Origin of the sequence: Bacillus sp. V33-4 (assembly GCF_002860225.1) — a bacterium.
Taxonomy (GTDB): Bacteria; Bacillota; Bacilli; order Bacillales; family Cytobacillaceae; genus Bacillus_BJ; species Bacillus_BJ canaveralius.
This window is the reverse complement of record NZ_PGVC01000044.1, coordinates 89,875-114,088: the sequence shown is the minus strand read 5'-3', so window position 1 is coordinate 114,088 and position 24,214 is coordinate 89,875. Positions and strand designations below refer to the sequence as shown.

The following is a 24,214-nucleotide window of genomic DNA, read 5'->3' as shown; positions in this document are numbered from 1 at the left end:
ACCCGGTAAATACAATCACCGGGTTTGTCCTTATTCACTCGTTCTCGACTATTTCTGAGAGGTAGCTCCAACGTTCAATTAAATGTTCAAGGCGCTCATTGAGCTCCGCTTCCTCTTGCGTTAATGTATGAGCTTTTTCAAAATCGCTGCCTGTAGTTGCCATTTCCGCTGCGATCTCTTTCAGTCTTTCCTCTGCAGCTTCGATATTGCCGTCAATTTCTTCCCATTCCTTTTTTTCCTTGAACGTCAACCGCTTCTTTTTCGTTTTGTCGATTGGATTCGTTATTTGCTCCTCAACTGCAGTTTCTTTTAGAAGCGGCTTTTCTGTTTCTTTTTCTAAAAATTCGCTATAGTTTCCGTAAAAAGATGCGACTCGCCCTTGTCCTTCCATTATGAGCAGCTGCCTGGCGACCTTATCGAGAAAATAGCGGTCATGGGAAACGGTTAAGACGACTCCTGGGAAATCATCAAGATAATCCTCGAGTATTGTCAATGTCTGGGTATCGAGATCATTTGTCGGCTCGTCAAGAAGCAAAACATTTGGTGCTTCCATCAGTAATTTCAATAAATAAAGGCGGCGTTTCTCGCCCCCGGATAGTTTTCGAATCGGCGTACCGTGCGTATTCATCGGAAAAAGGAAGCGCTCAAGCATTTGCGCTGCCGAAATGGTTTTTCCGTCGGACGTTTCGATGACTTGGGCCGTTTCCTTTAAATATTCGATCATCCTCTTGCTTTCATCCATATCCTCGTTTTCTTGGGTATAATAAGCAACCTTCACTGTCTGGCCGATGTCCAGCAGTCCGGAGTCCAATTCGGTTGTCCCGGCGAGCAGGTTAAGCAATGTCGATTTGCCTGTTCCATTTCGGCCGATGATTCCGATTCGATCACCAGGCTTCACGAGCAAATCAAAACCGCTCAAAATGATACGATCGCCGTATGACTTTGTCGCATCCTTCAGTTCAAAGACCTGTTTGCCGAGCCTGCTTCCGCCGAGGAAAATATCGAGCTTGTCTACCGACTGGACTGAGGATAATTGTTCGTCAAGCTGATCAAACCGTTGAATCCTTGCCTTTTGCTTCGTCGTTCTCGCCTTGGCCCCTCGTCTTATCCACTCAAGCTCGCGGCGAAAAAGATTTTTTCTTTTTTCGAGTGTCGCCGCTTCATTTTCTTCACGGATCGCTTTTGCTTCGAGGAATGCTGCATAATTGCCTTTATAGCTGAAAAGACGACCGCCATCGAGCTCAAAGATCCGATTTGTAACCCGGTCAAGAAAATATCGGTCATGCGTTACAAGCAAAAGCGCCCCGTTATATCTTCCGAGATAATCCTCAAGCCATTTTACAGAATCATAATCAAGATGGTTTGTCGGTTCATCAAGAATCAATAAATCCGGCTTCTTGATTAAAACTTGTGCGAGGGCGACCCGTTTCTTCTGTCCACCGGAAAGCTCGCCAACTTTTCTTGTAAAATCGTCAATGCCTAGCTTTGTCAGAATTGTTTTTGCACTTGTACTTAAATCCCAGGCATTGTGTGCATCCATTTTCTTCTGATGGCCAAAAAGTGTCTCCTGCAAGTGCTGATCGTCTGGATTTTTCGTTAATAGACTAAGCGTTTGTTCATATTGTCTCAGTATGACAAAAATGGGTGCCTCCCCTTCAAAGACCTGATCCAATACGGACAATTCGGCTAAAAGTTCAGGATTCTGGGATAGGTAGGAAATTGTATAGTCTTTTCCTTTGATAACTTCACCCGAATCGGGGAAATCGATTCCAGCGATAATTTTGAGGAGGGACGATTTTCCAGTTCCGTTCACGCCGATTAACCCGACGCGGTCTTTGTCTGAAATAGTGAAGGATAATTCGTCAAAAAGCTGTTTTTCCCCGTAAGTTTTAGACACATTTTCAATTGAAATCATCTTCATGCTTCACCATTCCATTCACTATGAAATTCCTTTAAAAATTGTTCCATAAACTCGTGACGTGACTCAGCCAGCTGTTTGGCTGCATCAGTATTAAGGCGGTCTTTTAATTTCAGCAACTTCTCATAAAAATGATGGATTGAAGAAGTTTTGCCATTTCGATACTCTTCCACAGTCATTTTCTCTCTAGTTTGGATATGTGGATCATATATCGGCTGTCCCTTACTCCCCCCATATGCAAAGGTTCGGGCAATGCCAATCGCGCCAATTGCATCAAGGCGGTCTGCATCCTGGACAATTTCCGCTTCAATTGAAGCTAACTCCTGGTTGTTTCCGCCTTTAAATGAAATAGAAAAAATAATATCCAAAATATGCTCCTTAATCGCTTTTCCTAAATTAAGGGTATCGATAAAAGCAAGAAGCTTTATCTTTCCTGCTTCGCTGCTTACATTTAGCTTTTCGTCCGCTATATCATGGAGCAGGGCAGCCATTTCAATGACAAACAGTTCGCCTCGCTGCTCCCTATCTGCTATATTCAAGGCATTTTTCCGGACCCTGTCAATATGATGCCAGTCATGCCCCGTCACATCATTCTTTAAGCTTTCTTTCACAAATTGCTCAGATAATTTAATAATCTGGTTCATCAATGCACCTGCTTTCTACCCGTTTTTTATTTTAACACGAACCGTTAAAATTCGAGAATAAAACGAAATTGGTATCCGTTGCGAAGGGCATTTACGAGCGGAACTTGCGATTTACGAGCGGAGCTCAGGATTTACTGGTGAAACGAAGGATTTACGAGCGGAGCTCGCAATTCACGCGCAAATCTCGACAAATGCAAAAAAGCTACCCTTCATTTAAAAGGATAGCGACGCATCTATTTTAAAAACGGCTTGATTTTCGGAAAAACATTTATGGACGTATCATAAAAAACTGCCTGATGGTGTTGTTCGGGTATCAGTTTTTTTATGAATTCAACATAGGGAGCAACCGGAATAAGCGGCCAGTCGGTGCCGAACAACAGCTTATCATACGAATCTGCAAATTCGAGGGCATGGCGCAAATGGTCAAGGAACCGCCCCTGCAGACGTTTCATCAGATCCTTCTCTGTTCCAACGATCAACCCTGATAAATCTGCAAACACATTTGGGTTTTTATAGATGAGTTCTGCTCCTGTCAATGTCCACGGATCGCCGAAATGGGCCATCATAAAAGTAACGTCCCGATATTTAACTGCTACTTCGTCAATCGCAAGCGGATGCGAGTATTTGAGCAGCCCGCGTTCCGAATAAGTATCTCCGGTATGAAATACGACAGGCAGACGATATTGGGCGGCGATTTTATATACCGGTTCATATACTTCATCATAAGCATAGAAAGGATAGTAGCCCAAATAAATTTTAATACCGACAACCTCTCGTTTTTGCACCTCGGCTTCCAGCCTTTTAAGCGCCTGTTCCCCGCAGTCAAACGGATTGATTCCGGCGCAATAGACAATATTTCCGGGAAGGCTTTCGCTTAAATCAAGACCCATTGGTGTGGAGGCAGCATCGTCGGGAAACCCCATGTCGCCTGTTTCTGTCAATCCCATACCAATCCCGAGGACGACATTCGCTTGCTTGTATTCAGTTAAAATGCCATCGAAAGAGTAATCAACAAACGAAAGTCGCCGGGCTGTTTCATGGAACGAGTTAATTTTCGAAAAATGCATATGTGCGTCAATAATCTTCATGTCTACTCCTTCAATCAAGCTGGAACCTGATCCTGTTTAGCTGACGAAGCACTGAGCCCGTTAATTGCCGCTCATCAAAAACGATAAACATCGGCGCAGTTTTTAATTCACTGCTCAGCTTTTGCTTGCTGACGACTTGTAAAGCTTCTTTATTCATGTAAGCTCCAGTATCCGATCACTTCTTCTCCTTCAACTGCAAGATATAGAGCGATATTACCGGAGTTCGCTTCCTTCTGGATGACTTGCGCCGCTGTTGTCACACGAGTATCTCCGCCCCAGCTGTCACGGCTCATATTCCACATTTTTGCAATTCCGGCTGCAAGGCCTTCATGATACTCGACAATCTGGATCGCTTTCGTTAAATGATTCATCTTTATGCCCTCCTAGCACTATGATCCTTTATCTCTTTCTTTCTTACAAATTTTTAAGTTTGCTTTGCTTTGCATCTCAGGTCTCCTCCTTCTATAGAATTAGCGGGAATGTTTTCCATACCTTCTTTAATCCTATTGCCTGCCCTGCCAATTGTAAAGAGTATTTAGAATTTTTCGGACAACAAAAAAGCTTCCTCCAATAAGGAGAAGCTTTTTTGTTTGATGCTTATAGTAGCTGTTCGATGTCACCCGACATTTCCCGGGGATTTGTGCTCGGGGCATAGCGAGTGACCGGATTGCCTGAGCGGTCAACAAGGAATTTCGTGAAGTTCCATTTTACACCTTTCGTTCCTAATGCCCCAGGTGCTTTTTCTGTTAAGTATTGAAAGAGTGGATGAGCATTCTGGCCATTCACGTCGATTTTCGCAAACATTGGAAAATTGACGCCGTAATTTAACACACAAAAGGATTGAATATCCTCTTCGCTGCCAGGCTCCTGGCCCATAAATTGATTGCAAGGAAAACCAAGTATAACCAAGCCTCTATCTTTGTATGTGTCATACATCTCCTGCAATTCTTTATATTGGGGTGTGAAACCGCATTTGCTGGCTGTATTGACGATCAGGAGTACATTCCCTGCATAACGGTCCAGAGAAATTTCTTCCCCGGTAATGGTTTTCGCGCTAAATTGGTAAACTGACATATTAGCCACCTCCTGCCCTTATCTTACTGTTAGATGCTGATAAAGGCGAGTGGGAAGCATCAATCAGAGCACACTCGTTTGCAGGCTTTTGATCGTTTTTTCCATATAATCAATCATCGCGACTTAATCATCGATCTGCTCTTCAAATATAGGTCGATTGAAGCTGACGATTGTCTCGTTCGTAACATTATCTTCCGACTCATGGCCGAAGGTCCACCTTTGAGTGATGATCCTCTCTATACCCCAAATTTCTCTGACCTTTTCCTGAATAATCCCGGAGATCGCTAAATCCTTTTTATGGGTCGTATTAAAGACAATCAAAATGGTACAGCCGGCTTCCTGTCCGCTCCCGCTTTCTAGAAGCAGCTCGGCAGCAAGGTTTTTCAGGCTTGCCTGTAAAATTAACGTGCAGGAAGGATCTCCAGGCAATGACCCGGGATTTGTGAACGAAACCGAGTATTCCCGCGACAGCTTTGCCGTATTGATCAGATCATTGCGGTCAATCACCTTTAATTCTCCTGCTAAATCCTTATCATAAATGGCGCCTTCAATCACTACCTTCATATTCTCAAATGCGGTCGGATCAAACAAGGCTCGCATACCCCATTTCTTTAAAACAAGCCAACTGCCTGTCCGTTTTCATCGACATCCATTTTTAAAGCTGCCGGCTGTTTTGGCAAGCCCGGCATTGTCATGACATCTCCGGTGAGGGCGACGATAAAACCAGCTCCTACCGACGGCTTCAGCTCACGGACCAGCACCGTAAAATCCGCTGGTCTCCCAAGCTTTGCTGGATCATCCGACAATGAATATTGGGTTTTCGCCATACAGATCGGGAAATGTCCCCAGCCAAAATCATCGAACTCTTCTAATTGTTTTTTCGCTTTTGGTGAAAATTCAACATCACTTGCTCCATAAACCTTTTGAACGATTGTCCGTATTTTCACATCGAGCGGATCCGAAAGATCGTATAATGGCTGATATTCGGTCTCGTTCGTGTCAATAGCCTTCAAAACTTTCTCTGCGAGCTCGACACCGCCTGCTCCGCCTTTTTCCCAAACCTCCGTTAAAGCGACTGGGATGTTTTCCTGCCGGCAAAGCTCAAGAAGCGCCAACACTTCGGCTTCTGTGTCCGTAATAAACCGATTAATTGCGACTACAAATGGCAGGCCAAAGCTCTCGATCGTTTCGATGTGCTTCTTAAGATTCGCGAAACCGGCTGTTAGTGCGGCTACACTTTCGTTTTTTAACTCAGATTTAATCATGCCGCCATGCATCTTCAAGGCACGGACAGTCGCGACGATAACAACGGCTTCCGGTTTGATGCCGGCACTGCGCCCTTTAATATGCAAGAACTTTTCTGCGCCCAAGTCTGCACCAAACCCTGCCTCAGTGATCACAAAGTCGGCCAGCTTTGCGGCCGCCGTCGTTGCGATCACACTGTTGCAGCCATGGGCAATGTTGGCGAATGGGCCGCCGTGAATCAGCGCTGGTGTATGTTCTATCGTTTGCACAAGATTTGGTTTTACGGCATCTTTCAACAACAAAGTTAAAGCACCTTCAACATCTAAATCGGCTACTGTTACCGGCTCCCGGTTAATGTTATAAGCGATTACCATCCGGCCAAGCCGAGCTTTTAAGTCGTTAAGGTCAGCGGCAAGGCATAGGACTGCCATGATTTCCGAAGCAACCGTGATATCAAAACCGTCCTCACGCGGCACTCCCTGTACGGGTCCGCCAAGGCCGATGACAATCTTCCTTAACGCCCGGTCATTGAGGTCGAGCGCCCGCTTCCAGACAATCCTTCTTTGATCAATCTGCAGCTCATTGCCTTGCTGGAGGTGATTGTCAAGCAGTGCAGCGAGAGCGTTATTCGCTGTTGTGATCGCATGCAGATCACCGGTAAAATGAAGATTGATGTCTTCCATCGGCAGCACTTGGGAATATCCTCCCCCTGTTGCCCCGCCCTTTATTCCCATTGTTGGCCCAAGTGACGGCTCGCGCATCGCAATCATTGTTTTCTTCCCTAAGCTCGTAAATGCATCGGCCAATCCAACCGTAACGGTCGATTTCCCTTCTCCGGCAGGCGTCGGGTTGATGGAAGTCACGAGAATAATTTTCCCGCTCTCTTTCGTTTGCAATTTTTTCAGTGTATCAGCTGACAGCTTGGCCTTATATTTTCCGAAAAGTTCGATATCATCGTCCGAGAGCCCAACAGTTGCTGCAATCTCAACAATCGGCTTCATTTGTGACTCTCTGGCAATTTCAATATCGGATTTTACCTCTGTTTTTAAGTTCATGTTGATCCCCCTGATTGATTGAAATAATATGAAAACTCCCTTCTATATTTTAACACTGCGAGATATATTCTAAAGAACAATATTTAAAAATTTTTAGCCTTTTCAATGAACAAACAATTGTCTCGCGCTAATCAGCTATTTATAATGTAGTTAATGGTATAAATTTCATAAATCAATTCATTAAGTGAAAAACGAGTTTTTTTAAATTAAGATAGTATTAAAGTTAGTCTAACGGCATCCCTCTGTCTTTAAGACAGCTACATTCGTTTTTCGGTTTAGCTTATTACATTGTGAAATTTACTCAGGTAAGCAATATTTTTTTATTTGGAGGTGCTGTTTTGCCGATTAAAATACCGAAGCTCCTGCCCGCCCGTGAGGTTCTTGAATCTGAGAAAATATTTATTATGGATGAGGACCGTGCCAACAGACAGGACATTCGCCCGCTAAATATTCTGATCTTAAACCTGATGCCGGAAAAAGAGAAAACAGAAACGCAGCTGCTGAGGCTGCTCGGGAACAGCCCGCTTCAGATTAATATCACTTTTCTAAAAACAGCTACCCACGAATCAAAAACAACAAGCCCGTTGCATTTAGAGCAATTTTACACAACATTTGCAAACATTAAAGAGCGAAAGTTCGATGGGATGATTATTACCGGAGCACCTATTGAATTACTGCCTTTCGAAGAAGTTTCCTACTGGCAGGAAATCACGGAGATCATGGAATGGACATCGGATAATGTAACTTCATGTCTGCATATATGCTGGGGAGCACAGGCGGCTTTGTTCTACCATTACGGGATTGGGAAGCATGAACTGCCAGCAAAATGTTCAGGGGTGTATCTTCATCAAATCTGTGACAGGCGTGAAAAGTTGCTGCAAGGCTTCGATGATGTTTTTGCCGCTCCCCACTCCCGAAACACGGGGATTGATCTGCACGAGATAGTGGACAACAAAGACTTAAAGCTTCTGGCTCTATCGGAGGAAGCCGGACCGTTTATGATCAGTTCACGAGACGGCAAACGCATTATGATTACCGGCCATTTAGAGTATGATGCAAATACACTCGCGGAGGAATATAAGCGCGACAGAGAAAAAGGACTGGACATCCACATGCCGGAAAACTATTTTCCTAACGATAATCCGCAAATGCTGCCGGTTAACCGCTGGCGTTCCCACGCCCATTTGTTGTTTTCGAACTGGTTAAACTATTATGTATATCAAGAAACGCCGTATGAGTGGAAGTGATTTTTTATAATTGAAAGAGGCATCCTTGGAGGACGCCTCTTTTTTTGTTAGGACTGCTGTGAATAATACACTTCTTCATACGGCTGGACGACGACAAATCCGTTTCCGGAAAACTTCATTTGAATCGATTCACCGCTCCCCCTGCCTAAAAACGTCTTCAAGGAAATGTCGGTTACAAACTCTGGTTCAAGCGTACCGGCCCACGCAACAGTAGCGTTCGGATCTGAAAAGACAGGATTATCGGGAGTGACCAGCAATGTCACCGGTTCATAATGGGAGGTGATCGCGACCATTCCCGATCCTTCAAGCCTGACGTTGAACAGCCCGCCGGCCATCATTCCGGCAACCCTCCGCATTAGCTTGATATCCCAATCGATTGAAGGTTCGAACGCCAGCAGGTCATTTCCGTTCACAAAAATGGATTCCCCTTGCAAATTCAGGATCGACACTTTTTTGCCCTGATCTGCAACGTAAAGCTTGCCATTTCCTGTAGCCTTCATTAAGGATGCCCCTTCACCTGAAAGAGCTTTTTTAAACATTTTACCGATTCCGTGTTCAAAAATTCCTTCCCGCTCGTATTTAATATTGCCGCGGTAGGAAACCATCGCACCTGCTTTCGCCCACACCTGGCCATTGAGGTTTATTTCGAGAAGCCTTGGTGTTTCCAGTTCAAAAAGTCCTTCACCTTTATCCTGCTGCTTTGTTGAATTGACAAATTCATTAACTGAATATCTGCTCATGATAAACTCCCTTTCTACTTCGTATTCTCCAGCATAAATACCCACATAAACGCAAGCGACTGTTTTAATTCAAGCGGTAATGATTTGATTTGCAAAGCTTCTGTCCCTCTTTTGTATACCCCAAATTCATCGATTTTCCTCCAGCCGTTTTCCAAAGCAAGCTTTTCGAATTCCCATGGCATCATCGTATTGCAGATCACTTTTTCGCCATATAGGCGGCGGTAGCTGTGTTCCCGCGGCATTGCTGTTGGCCCGAGGATTGCAATGACCGCTAAACCATCGCTTTTCACGATTCGTTTTGCTTCGCAAAGAACAGCTAATGGATTTTCCGTCCACTCCAATGAATTAATCGCAACAGCAGCTGTAAAAGAGCTATCAGCATAGGGCAGGCGTGAAATGTCTGCTTTTAAAAATTCCGCTGATGTTCCGTTTGCGTTAGTTTCCGCGGTTTCAACCATTTCCGCGGAAACGTCTACTCCGGTCACTGTAAAACCAGCTTTGGCAAGCTTGATTGCACTATAACCGTCGCCACAGCCAAGATCACAAACGGTGCTACCCGGTTCAAGATGCTTTTCGATAAATGGGACGATATCTTTTCGGCTGCCATGATCCCACATCTCGCTGCTGCGCGAATTCCAAAACCCCGCTCTCTTGTCCCATTGTTTTTCAGCTTCACTTGTCCAATCGAATGAACCCAAATGATCACCTGCTTTAAAATATTTGTGAATGAAATTTCATAAAGCAATTCTTTAATTCAAAAACGAACAGTTATTTAAAATTAAGATAGTAGTTCATACTGCTGTTTCTTTAGATAACTTCATTCGTTTTTCGGTTGAGCTTATTACATTGTGAAATTTACTTAATTTACGTTCGTATCTACTAAAAAGTTTCCTCTCTTGTGGAATGGTCATAATCTTGTTCGCTATTTGAGTCGTTAGGTCCTTTATTTGGTTTATTTTTTTATAAAAACTGACAGACTGATGAGGAGAAAGGAGCGAGAAGATGCCTGAAGAAAAACTTGTTGGTGTCCATAAAAACCGCGACGGTGAAATCATAAACTTCCACACTTCGACCGGGAGGATTATTTCTTACCGCAAGGCAGTGCTGGAAATCGAAGCCGGTATTTTGTCCGGGTTTGAACTTGCTGATGATGGGATTCCACAAGGATCATCAGTTTTTGATGAATTACCGGAATTATTTTAAGGTGGCAAAATCTCTTTATCTCAGTACTTTTCAAATAAAGTAAAAGAGCCTTGCTGGAATGTTCCGACAAGGCTGCTGCTTTATGTATGAACTCTTCTATTCGACTTCATTTCGATTCTGGATTTCCTTCAGTGCGTTCAAGCGGCTCTGATCCTCTTCAAAAAACTGGACGAGGTCGCCGATCCGGTCGATTGCATCCCAGCTGAGGTGGTGTTCGATACCTTCAACGTCGGCATATATATTTTCGTCTTTTACCCCGATCATTTTCAACAGCTGCTCGAGCAGCTCGTGACGATAGACAAGCCGTTTGCCAATTTTCTTGCCTTTCGGAGTTAAAATGAGACCGCGGTATTTTTCATAAACAAGATACTCATCCTTATCAAGCTTTTGAACCATTTTTGTTACTGAGGAGGGATGGACAGACAACGCTTCTGCTATATCGGAAACGCGCGCATATCCTTTATCTTCAATCAATATAAAAATTTGTTCAATATAATCTTCCATACTAGGTGTTGGCATCCCGTACCCTCCCAAAAATCATTAACATTAAAAGTTTACTATACATGAAAGACAGTGGCAAGATAGCACTGCCATCCATGTCTTCTACACACCTGAAGGGCTTTTCTCAAACAAGAAAACAATCTTTTCATTGTTTGCATCCCAAGTCAACTTCGCGTTAAAAAGCTTGTCTTTCCCTTTAAAACCCTCGATCGTATCTGTTGTGCCTTGTTCGAGAAGGGTCTTTGCGAGCTTTTGGGTGATCGTTTTGCCGGCGATTTTTTTGGACAGCGTGAATTTGCAGCCTGTTTTATTGTAGTTCGTACAGCCGAAAAAGCTGCCCTTATCGATGACTTGTCCATCGCATTTTCGGCATTTACCAAGCTTGGTTACGCGCTTCTGCTTTGGGCTGCGCGGAATAAAGCCTTCCGTTTCTTCGCTCTTGAATGTCCAATTTGCCGCTTCCTCTACCGTTGCAGAAATAAGATAGGCAACCATTTTGCCGGTCTGGTCCATAAACTGCTTTGGTGATGCCTTGCCTTCTGAGATCTCCTTCAGCCTTTGCTCCCACTTCGCTGTCATTTCAGGTGAAGCAAGCACTTGCTCCCCGATTGCCCCGATCAAAATTTTTGCTTTTGCGGTCGCATACACAAGGTTTTTTGTGATTTCGATATAATTCCGGTCCTTTAACATCGTGATGATTCCGGCGCGGGTTGCCTCTGTTCCAAGGCCTTCCGTTTTCATCAGCACTTTTTCGAGCTCTTTGTCCTCAATATGCTTCCCGGCGGTTTTCATCAAAGTGATCAGTTGCCCTTCTGTATACCGTTTTGGCGGCTGCGTTTTGCTTTCTTTTACATCAGCCTTGAAGACTGTTCCCTTTTCCCCGGCGTGCAGGGATGGTAGCAGCGGCTCTTCTTCTTTTTCCTTTTGCGGCAGCACTTTTCGCCAGCCTTCTTCAAGCTGAACCTTTCCTTTTGAAATAAATTCAGCGCGCCCATCGACAACAGTTTTAACGGTTGTATATTCTGTTACAGCCTGTGGATAATGGGCGGCGACAAGGCTTCTCGCCACCAGGTCATACAATTTCTGCTCATCACCGCTCAGCTTATCGATATTCGGAACCTGGTCTGTTGGAATAATCGCGTAGTGGTCTGTCACTTTTTTATCATTCACATAACGCTTGTTTGTTGCGATTGACGAATGGGGCAGCGGAAATAAGTCTGCATATCCGGGCAGTTTCTCAATCTTGTTTAAGATGCCCGGGAAGGTTTCTGCCTCGCCTTTCGTAACATGGCGCGAATCGGAACGGGGATAGGAGACGATTCCTCTTTGATACAGCTTCTGGAGAACGTCCAATGTCTTCTTAGGCGAAAATTTAAACCTTCTGTTGGCATCCGCCTGGAGAGCTGAAAGATTATACAAGAGCGGCGGCAAAAATTCTTTCTTTTCCGACTGCACATCGGCAACTTCGGCAGGCTTCTCCTGGCAGAAGGCGGCTATTTTTTCGGCAAGCTCCTTCGTTTTAATCCTTGTCTCGCCATCCTTTTCCCACTTTCCTTCATACTTTTTACCTTCTATATTAAATTTTGCCTGAACCTCCCAAAATGGTTCAGACACAAAGGAGTCAATTTCATGCTCTCTTTGAACGATTAAAGCAAGCGTCGGGGTTTGCACGCGGCCAACTGAAAACACATCAGAAAAGCCATTTTTCTGGAGCAGCAAGCTGTACAGCCTTGAGGCGTTCATTCCGACCACCCAGTCCGCACAAGCGCGCGTATATGCCTCATAATATAGGTTTCTCGTGTCCTCTTCACTTAACAGCGAATGAAATCCATCTTTGATCGAATTTGGCGTCAGCGAGGAAATCCACAATCGCTTCATTGGCTTTCTACACTTAGTGAGCCGCAATATATTGCGGACAATCAACTCACCTTCCCGCCCGGCATCGCCCGCATGAATAATTTCGGAAACTTCCGGTTTGGAGATCAGGTTTTTGATGACAGCAAATTGCTTTCCTTTGTCTTTCGTTACTTCATAATTAAATTGATCAGGTACGATCGGCAATGTTTGCAAACTCCACTTTTTCCACTCCGGTTTGTATGTTTCAGGTGCGGAAAGCTGGCAGAGGTGGCCGATTGCCCATGTCACATAAGCCCCTTTTATAAAGATGTCATTTGGAAAAATTTCAATAAAGCCACTGTGCTTTTTCATTTTAAAAACAGAGGCCAAAGTCGCCCCCTGATCCGGCTTCTCGGCAATGATTAATTTCATGTTGATTACTCCCTCATATCATTCCTTCTACTAAAATATTAACATTATTGCTTAGTTCAGTGAAATTTTTTTCCAAGCGAATACGTGTCTGTCTAATGAGTGATCGGCCCTATGTAAAAAACCGGCCAAAAAAACCGGCCGGATTCTAATTCATATATTTCTTTAAAGTGCGACTTTTAATTTCAAACCATTTCTCTCTTGGAACAATGCTGGAAATAGTTAAAATAAAAGAAGGGAGTTTCTCAACGTTAAATACGATCAGGCCTATCTTCTCATTGAAGATGACAAATGCATCACCATGCGGAAAAGCAGGAAGTTTACTCCCCAGAAGAGCGAGGGATCTAACAATGATATCCTTTATTTCTTGTTCGATTGCAACTGCCGGAGAAAACCTTAAAATCCACTCTTCATTATCAATGGTAAACCGGTACATGCTCTCACCCTCTATAAGCCGCATTTACTTACAGGATATGAGGAAAGTAAACTTTTATGATTTTGTTAAGCATCAATCTTTGAGAACCTTAGTGATTTTTATTTTTCTGTTATATTGTAAATCTATTAACTTCCCATCCTGATTGATCAACGGCCGGAGCGGCTCATACGGATTGATCATGACGATTTCTGCTTCTGAAGAATCATTGAGGCGCACCCGTTTGCCGATCAGATTGTCGAGGATTTTTTTTAGAAAAACGATCATAATTCCTGCATCAAGCTTGCCAAAAGTATCTTTCTGCATCTGCTCCAAAATGATGTAGAGTGGCTCTGCATGCTGATAAACACGCGTAGAAGACATGGCGTGGAATACGTCGGCGACCGCAACGATCTTAGCAAATAATTCGATGTCTGGACCTGTTAAGCCGTACGGATACCCCCCGCCATCTTCCCGTTCATGATGCTGTAGAGCTACAAGAGCAGCTCGCCGGTCTAATTGGTCTATATCGTTAAGCAGCTTATAGCCGTGAACAGTGTGCTGCTTCATAACCTGATACTCATCATTTGTCAGCTTTCCCGGCTTATTCAGGATTTCTTCGGGCACTTTTGCTTTCCCGATATCATAAAGGGTCGCTGCAATTGTTAACGATGTTAAATCAGCTTGGCCAAGGCCGATCCATTTACTAATCAGTACGGAAAGAATCCCTACGCATATTGTATGCCTGGATGTATACTCCCCATTATCATTGTCCGTTTGTAAAAGGTTATAGACATTTGGAAAATCAGCTGCCCGCGCAATGACAGGAAGAATCGAACTCTTGATCTCATCAATCGGTACAGTGCCGGTTTCTCTTATCGTCGCCAATATTTGCTCCATGCTTTTTGCTGCTGCATCTATTGTCAGATTAATTTCTGCAGCCTTTTCTGAACGGGTGTTCAAGGGCTCCTTTAGGGGTTCGGAACCATTTATCGTTTGGTGAGGCTTGTCCTGTTCCGAAATACCGCCCATATCAATATCCATTACAGTAGTCTTTTTCATCATTCCCGCCTCCCACTGTTTTTCAGGTAAATAATAACAAAAGAAATGTCAACTAGGAAGAGAAAATTGATATATGTGCTAAATTTTTAAAATTTTATAAAAAATCCTCTTTTTTTCATAAAATAATGTGCGTATTGGTTGACTAACATAGGTTAATCGTGTATGATATAAGCATCATTAAGTTGGATTGTTTACCGTTTATGGTATTAATTCGCTTCATGGTTAATATTTAACTTTGACACTATAAATAGTGTCGTGGATGGCTTAGGAGGAAATTATTCATGCAAAATGGTAAAGTAAAATGGTTTAACAATGAAAAAGGCTTTGGATTTATCGAAGTTGAAGGCGGAGAAGACGTTTTCGTACATTTCAGCGCGATCCAAGGTGACGGATTCAAGAGTTTAGAGGAAGGCCAGGAAGTTTCTTTTGAAATCGTTGAAGGAAACCGTGGACCTCAAGCTGCTAACGTAGTAAAGCTTTAATCCTTTCGATATATTATAAGGCCGGCGATATATTGCCGGCCTTTTTATTTTATGCTTATGTGAGCTTGTTCCCATAAGCTTTTATTTTCTCTCCTACTGTACATTGGGTAATGCAGAATCGGTGGGCGTATTTTTTTCCTTGTTCTTTTCTGTGTTGCTTGTGCAGAAAGCAGCCGTCACAATAATGACTCATCAACTCTCCCATTTCATGGAGCAAGTCTTTTCGTTTCATTGGTTCACTTCCTTAATCAATTCAGCGTGCATTATAATAGTTGCATTTTACTGGTTATCATTTTTCCGTCAAGAGCCTGGCTGGCGAGCTTATCAGCTTCGGTATTGTCTTTTCGGGAAATCGGAGTATACTTTGCCATGATTGCAAGCTCTTCCAGTTTGTTTTCAATTCGATCAAGCCATCTATTCAATACTTCTTCATAGCATGACCATTCCCCTTCCAACTGTTTTAAAACAACTTGGGAATCGCCTTTAAATTCGCAAGAAATATGATGGACACCAAGCTCCTCAAGTATATTTAAAGCATAAAATAACGCAGCATATTCCGCTTCGTTATTTGTCTCGATTTCATCAACAAGTTCGTTCGCACGAATCCGGTATTTCTTTTTCCCTTGCTTGTAATAAATTACTGCACCAAGTCCCGCCTGGAAAGTTTCCTTGTGAAATCCTCCATCAAAATAAACAATCACATCATGGGGTTCGGTTTCTACTTCAGATAGAAGCTTTTTAAGCTCTTTCAATGTCCAAGATACATCGCCTTCATCATAAAAGGCAAGTGCGGCAGCCTTTCCAGAGCTTTCAATTTCTTCCCCTGCCCGCAATGCCTGCTCCCCACTCAGCCAATCTGAAATGAATAACACCGTTTCTTTTCCCTTTAATTTATATTTCCACTCCAATTTATAATTCATTTTCTTCAGCCCTTTTTATGCTTTTGCATTATTTTTAATTTTAACATTTTTTTCAGATCGAAGATGGAAATACGATTCAGGCTATAATCGTTTTTTTACAATTTTATTAATGCGGCCTGCATCCCAACCACCTATTTGGTCAGCCAATTTACTGATGTCTATATCTTTTCCTATCTTTGCTCACTCTATATGCTTTAGCAGTCCTGCCGATTATGATAAAATTAAAAACAGCGCTTTTAAAAACTGTTTAGAATATAGGGAACAACTTTATATATAAAATCGTTTGGAGGATCTAACTTTGCTTGAAATATATATTGACGGAGCAAGTGCCGGAAATCCCGGGCCAAGCGGCGCAGGAGTCTTCATTAAAGGCAATGGTATTGTTGAAAGATATTCGATTCCCCTCGGTATTATGACCAATCATGAAGCGGAGTATCATGCCCTGATAAAAGGTCTGGAAATCTGCATTGAAAAGGGGTACAAGACGGTTTCATTCCGCACTGATTCCGAGCTGGTTAACAGGGCGGTCGAAAAGGAGTTTGCCAAAAATAAAGACTATGCACCGCTTCTCGAAAAAGCTCTTGCTTTAGCGGATCAATTGGAGTTGTTTTTTATGAAATGGATACCGGGAAGCGAGAACAAAACGGCTGACGAGCTTGCCCGATATGCAATAAGAAAAAACAGCGGGGCTAAATCATGATGAAAAAGCAGCTTTTCGCTGATTTCAGCCTGCTTGTTATTGCGTTTGTCTGGGGTTCAACTTTTGTTCTTGTTCAAAACGCAATCGCTTTTCTTGACCCTTTTTCCTTTAATGGAATCCGATTTTTTTTAGCGGCGATTTTGCTTGGCGGCTGGCTTTTTTTATTTGAGCGTAAACAGCTGCGCCATCTCAATAAAAAAATCGTGATGTCCGGTTTGTTTCTCGGCTTTTTGCTTTTTATCGGCTACGCCTTTCAAACAGCTGGACTCCTCTACACGACTTCATCGAAAGCGGGGTTTATTACGGGATTAAGCGTTGTGATGGTACCGATTTTTGCGATTTACTTATTGAACGAGCGGCCCGGAAGAAACGCGGTGATTGGCATTATTGGTGCAACAGCGGGGTTGTATTTGCTGACAATGGCAGGTACTTCAGGACTGACAACAGGTGATGGATTAGTGTTTGTTTGTGCGATTGGTTTTGCCATGCACATTTTGATGACAGGCAAATATGCCGGGCAATTTCCGGCCCTATTGTTAACCATGATTCAAGTTTCAACTGTCGCGTTGCTTTCAGCCATTTCTGCTTTTCTTTTTGAAGATTGGCAGTCTGTTGCTAAACATGATATTTTGTTATCCCGAGATGTTGCAGCAGCATTGTTGATCACAGCCGTATTCGCTACTGCGCTTGCTTTTCTCGCGCAAACGAGCTTTCAAAAGTTCACGACGCCAACTAGAGTTGCGTTAATTTTTGCGATGGAACCGGTGTTTGCTGCTGTAACAGCATATGTTTGGGCTGGTGAACGATTAAGTTTCAGTGCAGTGCTCGGCTGTATGCTGATATTTGCAGGAATGGTTTTTGCCGAGCTTCCGCGAAAACCTGCTGCTTCTTTGTTAAAACAGAAACACGAATTGGTTCATGAAGCAACTTCCAATCACGTAAAACAAAAATAACAGACAAGAAGGCAGCTTCTTGTCTTTCGTTATATGGCAAGAAGCTGTTTTTCCCTGATAAACCGGATCGCTTCCTGCCTTGTTTCAATCTTATTTACAGATAGCGTTTCAAGCAATGAAACGAAAAAGCTTCCATCAAACTTTTTTTGCACTTTAAGCGTTAGTTCGATTGCCGTGTTTGTGAGCTCATCATTGGCGTTTGTGTAGTTTTTCCCAAAATAGATGAACCCTACAGCGTCTTCCCGAAAATGAAAGCCTTTGCTTTGCAACTCGTGCAAATACTCTTCCACTGTTCGCACTGACTTAACCATTCCTCTCCCTGACTGCTATTGTTTCCCTCCTTTATCTTACCTTAGTACATGTCTTTTTTCTATCATTTTTCGACAAAATATAACCCGCTGCACCGGCTAAAACCCCTAGGACCGCTCCGCCAAGAACTTCTTCCGGTTGATGGCCGAGCATTTCTTTCAGTTTTTTTGGGGTTTTCTCTTCAAATTCTACCCGTTCTTCCTTATGAATTTTATCGATTAGTTCTCCGAGATCGTTAACTTTCAATGTCAGCTCTCCAGCCTGACGGCGGATTCCTTGTGCATCATACATAACGATCAACCCATACACGAGGGAAAGGGCAAAATCAATCGTCGGTACCCCTCTTTTTAGGGCAATATACGTCGTCAAAGACGATACACCTGCAGAGTGGGAGCTCGGCATGCCGCCAGTCTGAAAAAACAATTCAGGGCGCCACTCCTTTTTTCTCACATAATGAATTGGGATCTTTAATCCCTGTGCTGCTCCGATACTTAATAATGCGATCATTACCCCTTTATTCATAACCGTTCACCTCTTTTGTTATTTTGAGGAAGCATGTGGCTGATTATTCCTTTCATATGAAAGGAAAGCGTAATACCGCAGTCTGCTGCCGTGTTCCATTTACTGCACAGCTTAGATATACAACGATTCCCACTTTTCAAGGCGTTAAACATTAGCGTATCTGCTCAACTTGAATTTTAGCGAAAAAAGGAACTGCACGAATGCAGTTCCTTCTTTACGCATATTCCTTTTCTGATTGAAGAAATTTATGCAGGCCTTTAAATTCCATGTCAACAAATTTCTCGAGCACTTTTTCACGGTTTACCCGATATGCCGCCTGATCAAGGGTGCAGGCAATCGGGACATCACATTTAATTTCGGCGAGCTGCCGACTTAAATGGAGCATTTCAAGATCCTGCTCAATCTTCAATCGATGGGCGTTGGAAAGCCGATCAAGATTGGCAACAATTCCTGCCACATTTTCATATTCCTTCAGCAACTTGAGAGCTGTCTTTTCGCCGATCCCTTTGACGCCTGGATAATTATCGCTTGGATCACCCATTAACGCTTTTAAATCGATCATCTGTGCAGGCAAAATTCCCTTTTCTTCAAAAAAAGTATCCCTCGTATGAACGAGGTAATTGCCGTAGCCTTTTTTCAAAAGAATAACGGAAATATGATCATCAATTAACTGTAAAATATCCTGGTCACCGGTTAATATCATTACATTTGCATCAACGCTGCTTTGCCTTGCTATCGTTCCAATACAGTCATCCGCTTCAAAGCCTTCCAGCCCGATACTCGGTACATCAAAAGCGTCGACCATTTCTTTAACGAGATTAAATTGGGGAATCAATTCAACCGGCGGCTCGCCCCGGTTTGCTTTGTAACCATCGTAAAGCTCAGTCCTGAACGTTTTGCTTCCCATGTCCCAGCATACGGCGACGTGCGAAGGGTTAAAGGAGGAAACGGCAGTGAAAAAATGCTTTACAAAGCCGTAAACAGCATTTGTCGGCAGTCCTTTTGAATTGATCATATATTGGCCAGTAACGGCAGTGGCATAAAAAGCGCGAAACAACAGGGCCATTCCGTCGACAAGCATAAATGTGGGCTTGTTCATATTCTTAAAAATCTTCCCTTCCGGCAAATGTTTTTTTTCAACAAAATCTATTATAACACGGACAGAGGTGAAACTACTTAACGGTGTTGCCAGCCGAAACAGCGTTCAATTTCCCTGTTCCCGTTTCTCGATCAATTTTTTTACATGTTCTTTTGGGCTCCAGCAGTTAAACCGATAGTCCGGCCTCGTTTCATATCCGAGCCGCCGGCAAAAATATTTCATCCTTTTATCGGTTCGCTCCGCCTGAAAGTGAATGCATGTTGCGCAGGCATGAAATGAGCTTTCCATATAACCCTTCCTTCACTTATAGTCCCAGCAGTTCCCAAAGCCAGTCGTTAAGTTCTGCCGTTGAAATTTTGCTGCGGCGGAGATTTTCCCGGCGTTCTGATAACAGTGCCCTTTGCTTTTCCAGTTCAACAAAGACAAATTGAAGCGCTTCTGCGGGCGGTGAGATTCCATTTTTTTTCGAATTGATAAGAAGCATGTAATTTTTTATAAGTTCTGTGTCAGGATTTTCATAGATTGCTTCCAGTATCCTGTATGGCGACGAAATTTCATTTGTTGTCGCTAAATAGTCGGCAATAAAAAAACTTCTGCCCGCCTGGATCAATTGTTTTACCTGCTTGGCCGCAACTCTTTGTTTCCCTGTTACCTCCTTTAAATTTCTTGCCATCAGGCTCCCATAATGCATAAACAGCGAATAAGGAGAAAAAACTGATTCAGCCATGTTCCTTAAGCGCTGTCCAAAGCCTGTGGCGTCCCGGTAAACTAAAAGAGTGAAGGCCCATTCGTAAAGGCTTGCATTTGACTTTCCGGCCAGCTGCAATGCTTTTCTGACATCCCAGCCCTGTGCGTCAAAAGGTTGCGTGATGTCGATCACGGCTGGTCGCGGATTCAGAGCAATATAGCTTTTCAAGTCTTTGTATTTAAAAATAAACCGGATATCAAAGTCAGATTGTTTCGAATCTGTATTCCATGCCCGGCTCCCTGCCTCACACGCATACAGAACCGTTATTCGATACTGTTCTTCAAGCTCCTCCAGCCAGTTTTCCATTTTCTTCATCCTTTACGCGAAAGAATTCAATTTCTTCAGCTTTTTTCTTCAGTGCGTCTACAGGATAACCATCATTTAACGCAGCCAGAATTCCATCATAGAAATCCTCTGTTTGTCTCGTAATGCTCGCTAACATCGTTGTAAACAGATCTGAAAGCAATCGCGAATAATGTTCTTTTAATCTGGCACCCTGCAATTTTATATAGTGATCAGCTGGCTGGTGCAGCGCTCTTTCCAGTTCTTCGCTCATCAACCGTTTTTCATTTTTTTCAAAGAATGCTTTCGGATTTTTAAAATAAGCTGTCGCCTTTTTAAACAATTGCCGGTCGATATCCTTGAATGCCGACTGAAATTCAATGCTCTCAAACTCGAAAGCGTCGAGCGTTGAATAGCTTAAACCGCGATTAGCGCTTGCCAGTTCAGTTGTAAAAGCGCTGTAAAACCCGGACGTGATGTTGCGGATGTAGGCTTCAATCCGCAACCCGGTCGCCCTCATTTCTTGGGCGAAATCAAAGCCGAGACTGTCCAGCAAGTCTTCGAGCGCCGTATCTACTGCTTTTTTCAAGTTCCTTCCATCATCCTTGAGAAGGGATGGGTTAAAAGCTTCCTTAAAAAAATCATTGAATCGGAAAAATACGCGCTGTTTTATATAAAAGGCAAGCTCATCTGTTTCCTGGTTTAGCCTGTTCAATAAAACTTCAGCACTTTGCGACCGAATCCTGTCAAGAAGCTTCCTTTTTTCGCTGCTGATCGCGATTCGCTGCTGATTTTTTGCTTCTTTGTCTTCCAAAGAAGCGGAGATTAGCTTATCGAGAATCTTTGCTGTTCTAGTCAGATCTGCTGTGGCAGCCGCTTCCGCCATTTCCGTTAAATCGTTGGCGATAAAAGAATAAAATGCTTGTTCAAAAATGGGCATCCGAGAATTTGCGCCTGGCTCCTCCTGCTGTTTTTCCCGCAAAGCAAGCAGGCTGGATAGAGCGAACAGATTCGGCTGTCTGATCCCATGTTGAATCAGCTGCTCATTGACATATCCAATCACATCTTCCATTTCCGCTTCATTAGCTGCAAGATCGATCGCATTGACAGCAAAAAACATTTTATCGAGCTGGAACGTTTCCTTTACCCGCCCCAATTGGATCAAAAATTCGCGATCCGCTTTGGAAAACGCGTGGTTATAGTAGGTAACGAACAAAATGACATCCGAGTTTTTAATATAATCAAAAGCAACTCCGGTATGGCGGGCATTGATCGAATCAGCGCCTGGCGTATCAACGAGTGTAATGCCTGCTCTTGTCAGCGGGCAATCATAAAACACGTCTACCCACTCAACGAGACATGATTTCTGTTCAATTGCGACAAAATCGCGAAATTCGTGTAAATCGGTCTTAATCACAGTACCGAGCTGATCTGCATATTCGTTAATGCCTTTATAAAAAGCAGTTAAAAAGGCCAGATGCGTTTTTTCGGCAGCCTCATTAAATGTTTCCTTCGTTAGCAGCCTGCCAATCAATAAAAGAGCGTCTTCGAAATCGGCTGCTTTCATGTCAAAGAAATGTAGTGACCGGTTCACATCATCAAATAACGCTTCAGCATCCTTGAGTTTGACATTTACGATTCCATGCACTTCGTCTGTTGTAACAGGCTTAATTTTGTTGATCGCTGCTGTTGTCGGATTAGGAGAAACAGGAAGGATGCTTTCCCCCAGCAAAGCGTTCGCAAACGATGACTTACCGGCGCTAAATGCACCGAAAAGTGCGACAGTAAAATTTTTGTTTTCAAGACGGAAGGCCTTTTCCATCAGGTCTTCACTGAGCTTTAATAAGCCCGGAACATCGGTTATTTGTGCAGAGGCATGCCTTAAAGCTGATGTGAGACGGCTGCGCCGGTCCGATGCTGCTGCTATGTCCTTCTCAGGAAGCAAAACGGCTCCGTGCGGACGCTCCTTTCGGCTTTTCGTTTTTTCCGGACATACCTGCTTGTCTGAGTTGCGAATGATCTTTGGAATATCCGCGTCAGGAGAAAGCAGCTCCTTTATCCGGGCAGAAATAGGCTGACTGTCAAAATCATCACCAGACAGAAGCTTTTCTAAGTTAAACTTGATACTCGTCTGGCTTTTAAAAATAGCCTCGCGCTTTGTGGCGGCTTCAAGATAAGCTTCCAATTCTTTATGTTCCGCCTGTAAAACGGCTTTATTGGCAGCTGATTTTTGCTGTAGAACGAGAACGATTTGCTCTTTCATTTTCAGCACTTGATCTCTGGCAAGTTTTTTCAATGCATTGGCAAGATCTTCTGTATAATTTAAAAGGTAATCACCTGTAACCCCGGCACCCGGTTTCACTGTTTCCCCAAGCAGCTTTTCGTCAAATTGGATCGAAATAGTTTGCGCTGCATGCTCAAGCTCTGGATCATGAATCGATTTTTCCTTGATCATTTTCAGGAGCATCTCTTTTAAATGCCATTCAAGCTGGGATTTAACTTTTTCCTGAAGATCGTTGAAGAAAGCGGACAGCCGCTCCGCCCTCGCCTGTTCCGTTTTTTGCCGCGAAAACAAAATGCCTATTTTAAAATCAGATTGCCGCGACTGTAAGTAGCATTCTGCCAGTTCTCTTGTCTGGAAAGGCATGAGGTAGGCATTTTTCAAAATCGCTTCTGTTTCATTCACTATTTTTGCGGCCGCTAGCTCGATCGAACTATCAAGCAGCTCAATCTCCTGAAGAAGGTCTGCTGTCTTTTGCAAAAGCGTCGCGGAATTTTCCTCCGGCACTGACAAGAGCAGCCGGTCTAATTCCTCCAATTGTTCTTCATCCTCGGCAGCCATCAACTGAAAATGGTCTTCTGCAAGCTTCTTTAACGACTCAAAAATTGTCCCGGGAAGAAGTTTGTCCCGCTTGGATATTTTTTCAAATAAAAAATGCTGCAATTCTGAAAACTGATTATGCGGCTCGCTGTCATTTTTTAACGACGTGAAAAAGATTTTCGCCGGTGTTACCCCCCATGAAGCAAAGGCAGTGTGTACAGATTGTGAAAATTCAGAAAAGGCAAGCTCGGTTTCCTGGTGCTTATCGATTTGATTAATAACCAAATACACTTGTTTACCCGCGTCAGTTAATTGTTTTGTAAACATGAAGTTTACTTCTGACTGGACGTGATTATAATCCATAACATAAAAAACAATATCGGCAAGATGAAGTGCCGATTCTGTCGCAATTCGATGGGCATCATCCGTAGAGTCTATTCCCGGGGTGTCCATGATCACAGCCTCCTGCGGGAAAGGAGCTTTTGATGAGCTGAACTCAATCGATTCGATTTGATCTCCGTCCTTACAGTAGCTTTTCACCTGCTCGTAGTCATACGGTGCGGGGTAAAGATGGGGATGATCGAATTTAAAGTATACTTTAGCAAAATCTTCACCGGCTTTAATTTTTACTAAATTAGCACTCGTCGGGATCGGGCTTGACGGCAGCAGCTCCTCACCGATGAGCCGGTTAATCATCGTCGATTTCCCGGCAGAAAAATGCCCGCAAAAGGAGATTGAAAATTCCTGTTTATGAAGCTTCCAGGCTATCTGGCGTGCTTTTTCAGCCGTTTTTTCGTCATTATTTTCTATGAAGTAGCTATATAATGCAGCGATTTTGCTAAACAATTCCTGTTCCTGATTGACAATCTGTACCATGAAATGCTCTACCCCTTGTTTGCATTGTTAAAACTAACTCCCATTTTA

General features: G+C 43.3%; 26 protein-coding genes. 5 read left to right on the top strand and 21 right to left on the bottom strand.

The window, feature by feature from the left end; all coding sequences use genetic code 11:
* Positions 1–34 precede the first annotated feature (34 nt).
* The 8 genes from CVD23_RS16180 to CVD23_RS16150 all read right to left on the bottom strand — a co-directional run bounded on the left by CVD23_RS16180 (position 35) and on the right by CVD23_RS16150 (position 7,024).
* Entirely contained in the window at positions 35–1,921 is a 1,887-nt protein-coding gene (locus CVD23_RS16180; protein ID WP_101666564.1) for an ABC-F family ATP-binding cassette domain-containing protein, read from the bottom strand.
* Positions 1,918–2,562, bottom strand: a complete 645-nt coding sequence (locus CVD23_RS16175; RefSeq protein ID WP_180955689.1) for an HD domain-containing protein — start codon at positions 2,560–2,562, stop codon at positions 1,918–1,920. The genes CVD23_RS16180 and CVD23_RS16175 overlap by 4 nt, the downstream gene beginning before the upstream one ends.
* 233 nt (positions 2,563–2,795) lie before the next feature.
* The gene (locus CVD23_RS16170; protein ID WP_101578444.1) at positions 2,796–3,650 is read right to left on the bottom strand and encodes an amidohydrolase family protein; all 855 of its coding nucleotides are present in this window, start codon (positions 3,648–3,650) and stop codon (positions 2,796–2,798) included.
* Between the two features lie 10 nt (positions 3,651–3,660).
* Entirely contained in the window at positions 3,661–3,807 is a 147-nt protein-coding gene (locus CVD23_RS22030; RefSeq protein WP_180955688.1) for a hypothetical protein, read from the bottom strand.
* Positions 3,800–4,021, bottom strand: coding sequence for a hypothetical protein (locus CVD23_RS16165; protein WP_257988568.1), 222 nt, complete (start codon positions 4,019–4,021; stop codon positions 3,800–3,802). The genes CVD23_RS22030 and CVD23_RS16165 overlap by 8 nt, the downstream gene beginning before the upstream one ends.
* Positions 4,022–4,247: 226 nt before the next feature.
* On the bottom strand, positions 4,248–4,724 hold the full coding sequence (locus CVD23_RS16160; RefSeq protein ID WP_101578445.1) for a glutathione peroxidase: 477 nt from the start codon (positions 4,722–4,724) through the stop codon (positions 4,248–4,250).
* Between the two features lie 123 nt (positions 4,725–4,847).
* Positions 4,848–5,315, bottom strand: a complete 468-nt coding sequence (locus CVD23_RS16155; RefSeq protein ID WP_101666562.1) for a hypothetical protein — start codon at positions 5,313–5,315, stop codon at positions 4,848–4,850.
* A gap of 20 nt (positions 5,316–5,335) precedes the next feature.
* A complete protein-coding gene (locus tag CVD23_RS16150) occupies positions 5,336–7,024 on the bottom strand; it encodes a formate--tetrahydrofolate ligase (protein ID WP_101578447.1) in 1,689 nt (562 codons plus the stop codon).
* A gap of 338 nt (positions 7,025–7,362) precedes the next feature.
* On the opposite strand from CVD23_RS16150, the gene metA reads away from it, so the two are divergent.
* The gene (gene metA / locus CVD23_RS16145) at positions 7,363–8,271 is read left to right on the top strand and encodes a homoserine O-acetyltransferase MetA (protein ID WP_101578448.1); all 909 of its coding nucleotides are present in this window, start codon (positions 7,363–7,365) and stop codon (positions 8,269–8,271) included.
* Positions 8,272–8,318: 47 nt separating this feature from the next.
* Here the strand turns inward: metA and CVD23_RS16140 are convergent, their stop codons facing one another.
* Positions 8,319–9,011: an AIM24 family protein gene (locus CVD23_RS16140; RefSeq protein WP_101666561.1), complete on the bottom strand. Its 693-nt coding sequence runs from the start codon at positions 9,009–9,011 to the stop codon at positions 8,319–8,321.
* 14 nt (positions 9,012–9,025) lie between these two features.
* A complete protein-coding gene (locus tag CVD23_RS16135; RefSeq protein ID WP_101666560.1) occupies positions 9,026–9,709 on the bottom strand; it encodes a class I SAM-dependent methyltransferase in 684 nt (227 codons plus the stop codon).
* 304 nt (positions 9,710–10,013) lie between these two features.
* Between CVD23_RS16135 and CVD23_RS16130 the strand changes: the two genes are divergently transcribed.
* Positions 10,014–10,214, top strand: coding sequence for a hypothetical protein (locus tag CVD23_RS16130; RefSeq protein WP_101666559.1), 201 nt, complete (start codon positions 10,014–10,016; stop codon positions 10,212–10,214).
* Positions 10,215–10,310: 96 nt separating this feature from the next.
* On the opposite strand, the gene mntR is transcribed toward CVD23_RS16130, so the two are convergent.
* The 4 genes from mntR to CVD23_RS16110 form a co-directional block, all read right to left on the bottom strand.
* Positions 10,311–10,733, bottom strand: a complete 423-nt coding sequence (gene mntR, locus CVD23_RS16125) for a transcriptional regulator MntR (RefSeq protein WP_101578452.1) — start codon at positions 10,731–10,733, stop codon at positions 10,311–10,313.
* 84 nt (positions 10,734–10,817) lie between these two features.
* Positions 10,818–12,983, bottom strand: coding sequence for a DNA topoisomerase III (locus CVD23_RS16120; RefSeq protein WP_101666558.1), 2,166 nt, complete (start codon positions 12,981–12,983; stop codon positions 10,818–10,820).
* 145 nt (positions 12,984–13,128) lie between these two features.
* Positions 13,129–13,416: a hypothetical protein gene (locus CVD23_RS16115; RefSeq protein ID WP_101578454.1), complete on the bottom strand. Its 288-nt coding sequence runs from the start codon at positions 13,414–13,416 to the stop codon at positions 13,129–13,131.
* A gap of 72 nt (positions 13,417–13,488) precedes the next feature.
* A complete protein-coding gene (locus CVD23_RS16110; protein WP_180955687.1) occupies positions 13,489–14,454 on the bottom strand; it encodes an HD-GYP domain-containing protein in 966 nt (321 codons plus the stop codon).
* 281 nt (positions 14,455–14,735) lie between these two features.
* Between CVD23_RS16110 and cspD the strand changes: the two genes are divergently transcribed.
* A complete protein-coding gene (gene cspD, locus CVD23_RS16105) occupies positions 14,736–14,936 on the top strand; it encodes a cold-shock protein CspD (RefSeq protein WP_101578455.1) in 201 nt (66 codons plus the stop codon).
* Positions 14,937–14,991: 55 nt separating this feature from the next.
* On the opposite strand, the gene CVD23_RS16100 is transcribed toward cspD, so the two are convergent.
* Entirely contained in the window at positions 14,992–15,168 is a 177-nt protein-coding gene (locus tag CVD23_RS16100; RefSeq protein WP_101578456.1) for a zinc-finger domain-containing protein, read from the bottom strand.
* 31 nt (positions 15,169–15,199) lie between these two features.
* Positions 15,200–15,856: a ribonuclease H family protein gene (locus tag CVD23_RS16095; RefSeq protein ID WP_101578457.1), complete on the bottom strand. Its 657-nt coding sequence runs from the start codon at positions 15,854–15,856 to the stop codon at positions 15,200–15,202.
* A 298-nt stretch (positions 15,857–16,154) separates the two neighbouring features.
* Between CVD23_RS16095 and CVD23_RS16090 the strand changes: the two genes are divergently transcribed.
* Both CVD23_RS16090 and CVD23_RS16085 read left to right on the top strand, forming a co-directional pair.
* On the top strand, positions 16,155–16,556 hold the full coding sequence (locus CVD23_RS16090; RefSeq protein ID WP_101578458.1) for a reverse transcriptase-like protein: 402 nt from the start codon (positions 16,155–16,157) through the stop codon (positions 16,554–16,556).
* Complete coding sequence (locus CVD23_RS16085; RefSeq protein ID WP_101666594.1) at positions 16,556–17,509, top strand: DMT family transporter; 954 nt, start codon at positions 16,556–16,558, stop codon at positions 17,507–17,509. The genes CVD23_RS16090 and CVD23_RS16085 overlap by 1 nt, the downstream gene beginning before the upstream one ends.
* Before the next feature lie 29 nt (positions 17,510–17,538).
* Here the strand turns inward: CVD23_RS16085 and CVD23_RS16080 are convergent, their stop codons facing one another.
* The 5 genes from CVD23_RS16080 to CVD23_RS16055 all read right to left on the bottom strand — a co-directional run bounded on the left by CVD23_RS16080 (position 17,539) and on the right by CVD23_RS16055 (position 24,166).
* Positions 17,539–17,820, bottom strand: coding sequence for a DUF6123 family protein (locus CVD23_RS16080; protein ID WP_180955686.1), 282 nt, complete (start codon positions 17,818–17,820; stop codon positions 17,539–17,541).
* A 31-nt stretch (positions 17,821–17,851) separates the two neighbouring features.
* Positions 17,852–18,340 (bottom strand): divergent PAP2 family protein, encoded by a 489-nt coding sequence (locus CVD23_RS16075; RefSeq protein WP_101666556.1) that lies wholly within the window; start codon positions 18,338–18,340, stop codon positions 17,852–17,854.
* A gap of 214 nt (positions 18,341–18,554) precedes the next feature.
* A complete protein-coding gene (locus tag CVD23_RS16070; protein WP_101666555.1) occupies positions 18,555–19,439 on the bottom strand; it encodes a 5'-3' exonuclease in 885 nt (294 codons plus the stop codon).
* A gap of 304 nt (positions 19,440–19,743) precedes the next feature.
* The gene (locus tag CVD23_RS16060) at positions 19,744–20,493 is read right to left on the bottom strand and encodes a nucleotidyltransferase domain-containing protein (RefSeq protein ID WP_180955685.1); all 750 of its coding nucleotides are present in this window, start codon (positions 20,491–20,493) and stop codon (positions 19,744–19,746) included.
* Positions 20,468–24,166, bottom strand: a complete 3,699-nt coding sequence (locus tag CVD23_RS16055) for a dynamin family protein (RefSeq protein WP_101666552.1) — start codon at positions 24,164–24,166, stop codon at positions 20,468–20,470. The genes CVD23_RS16060 and CVD23_RS16055 overlap by 26 nt, the downstream gene beginning before the upstream one ends.
* Positions 24,167–24,214 lie beyond the last annotated feature (48 nt).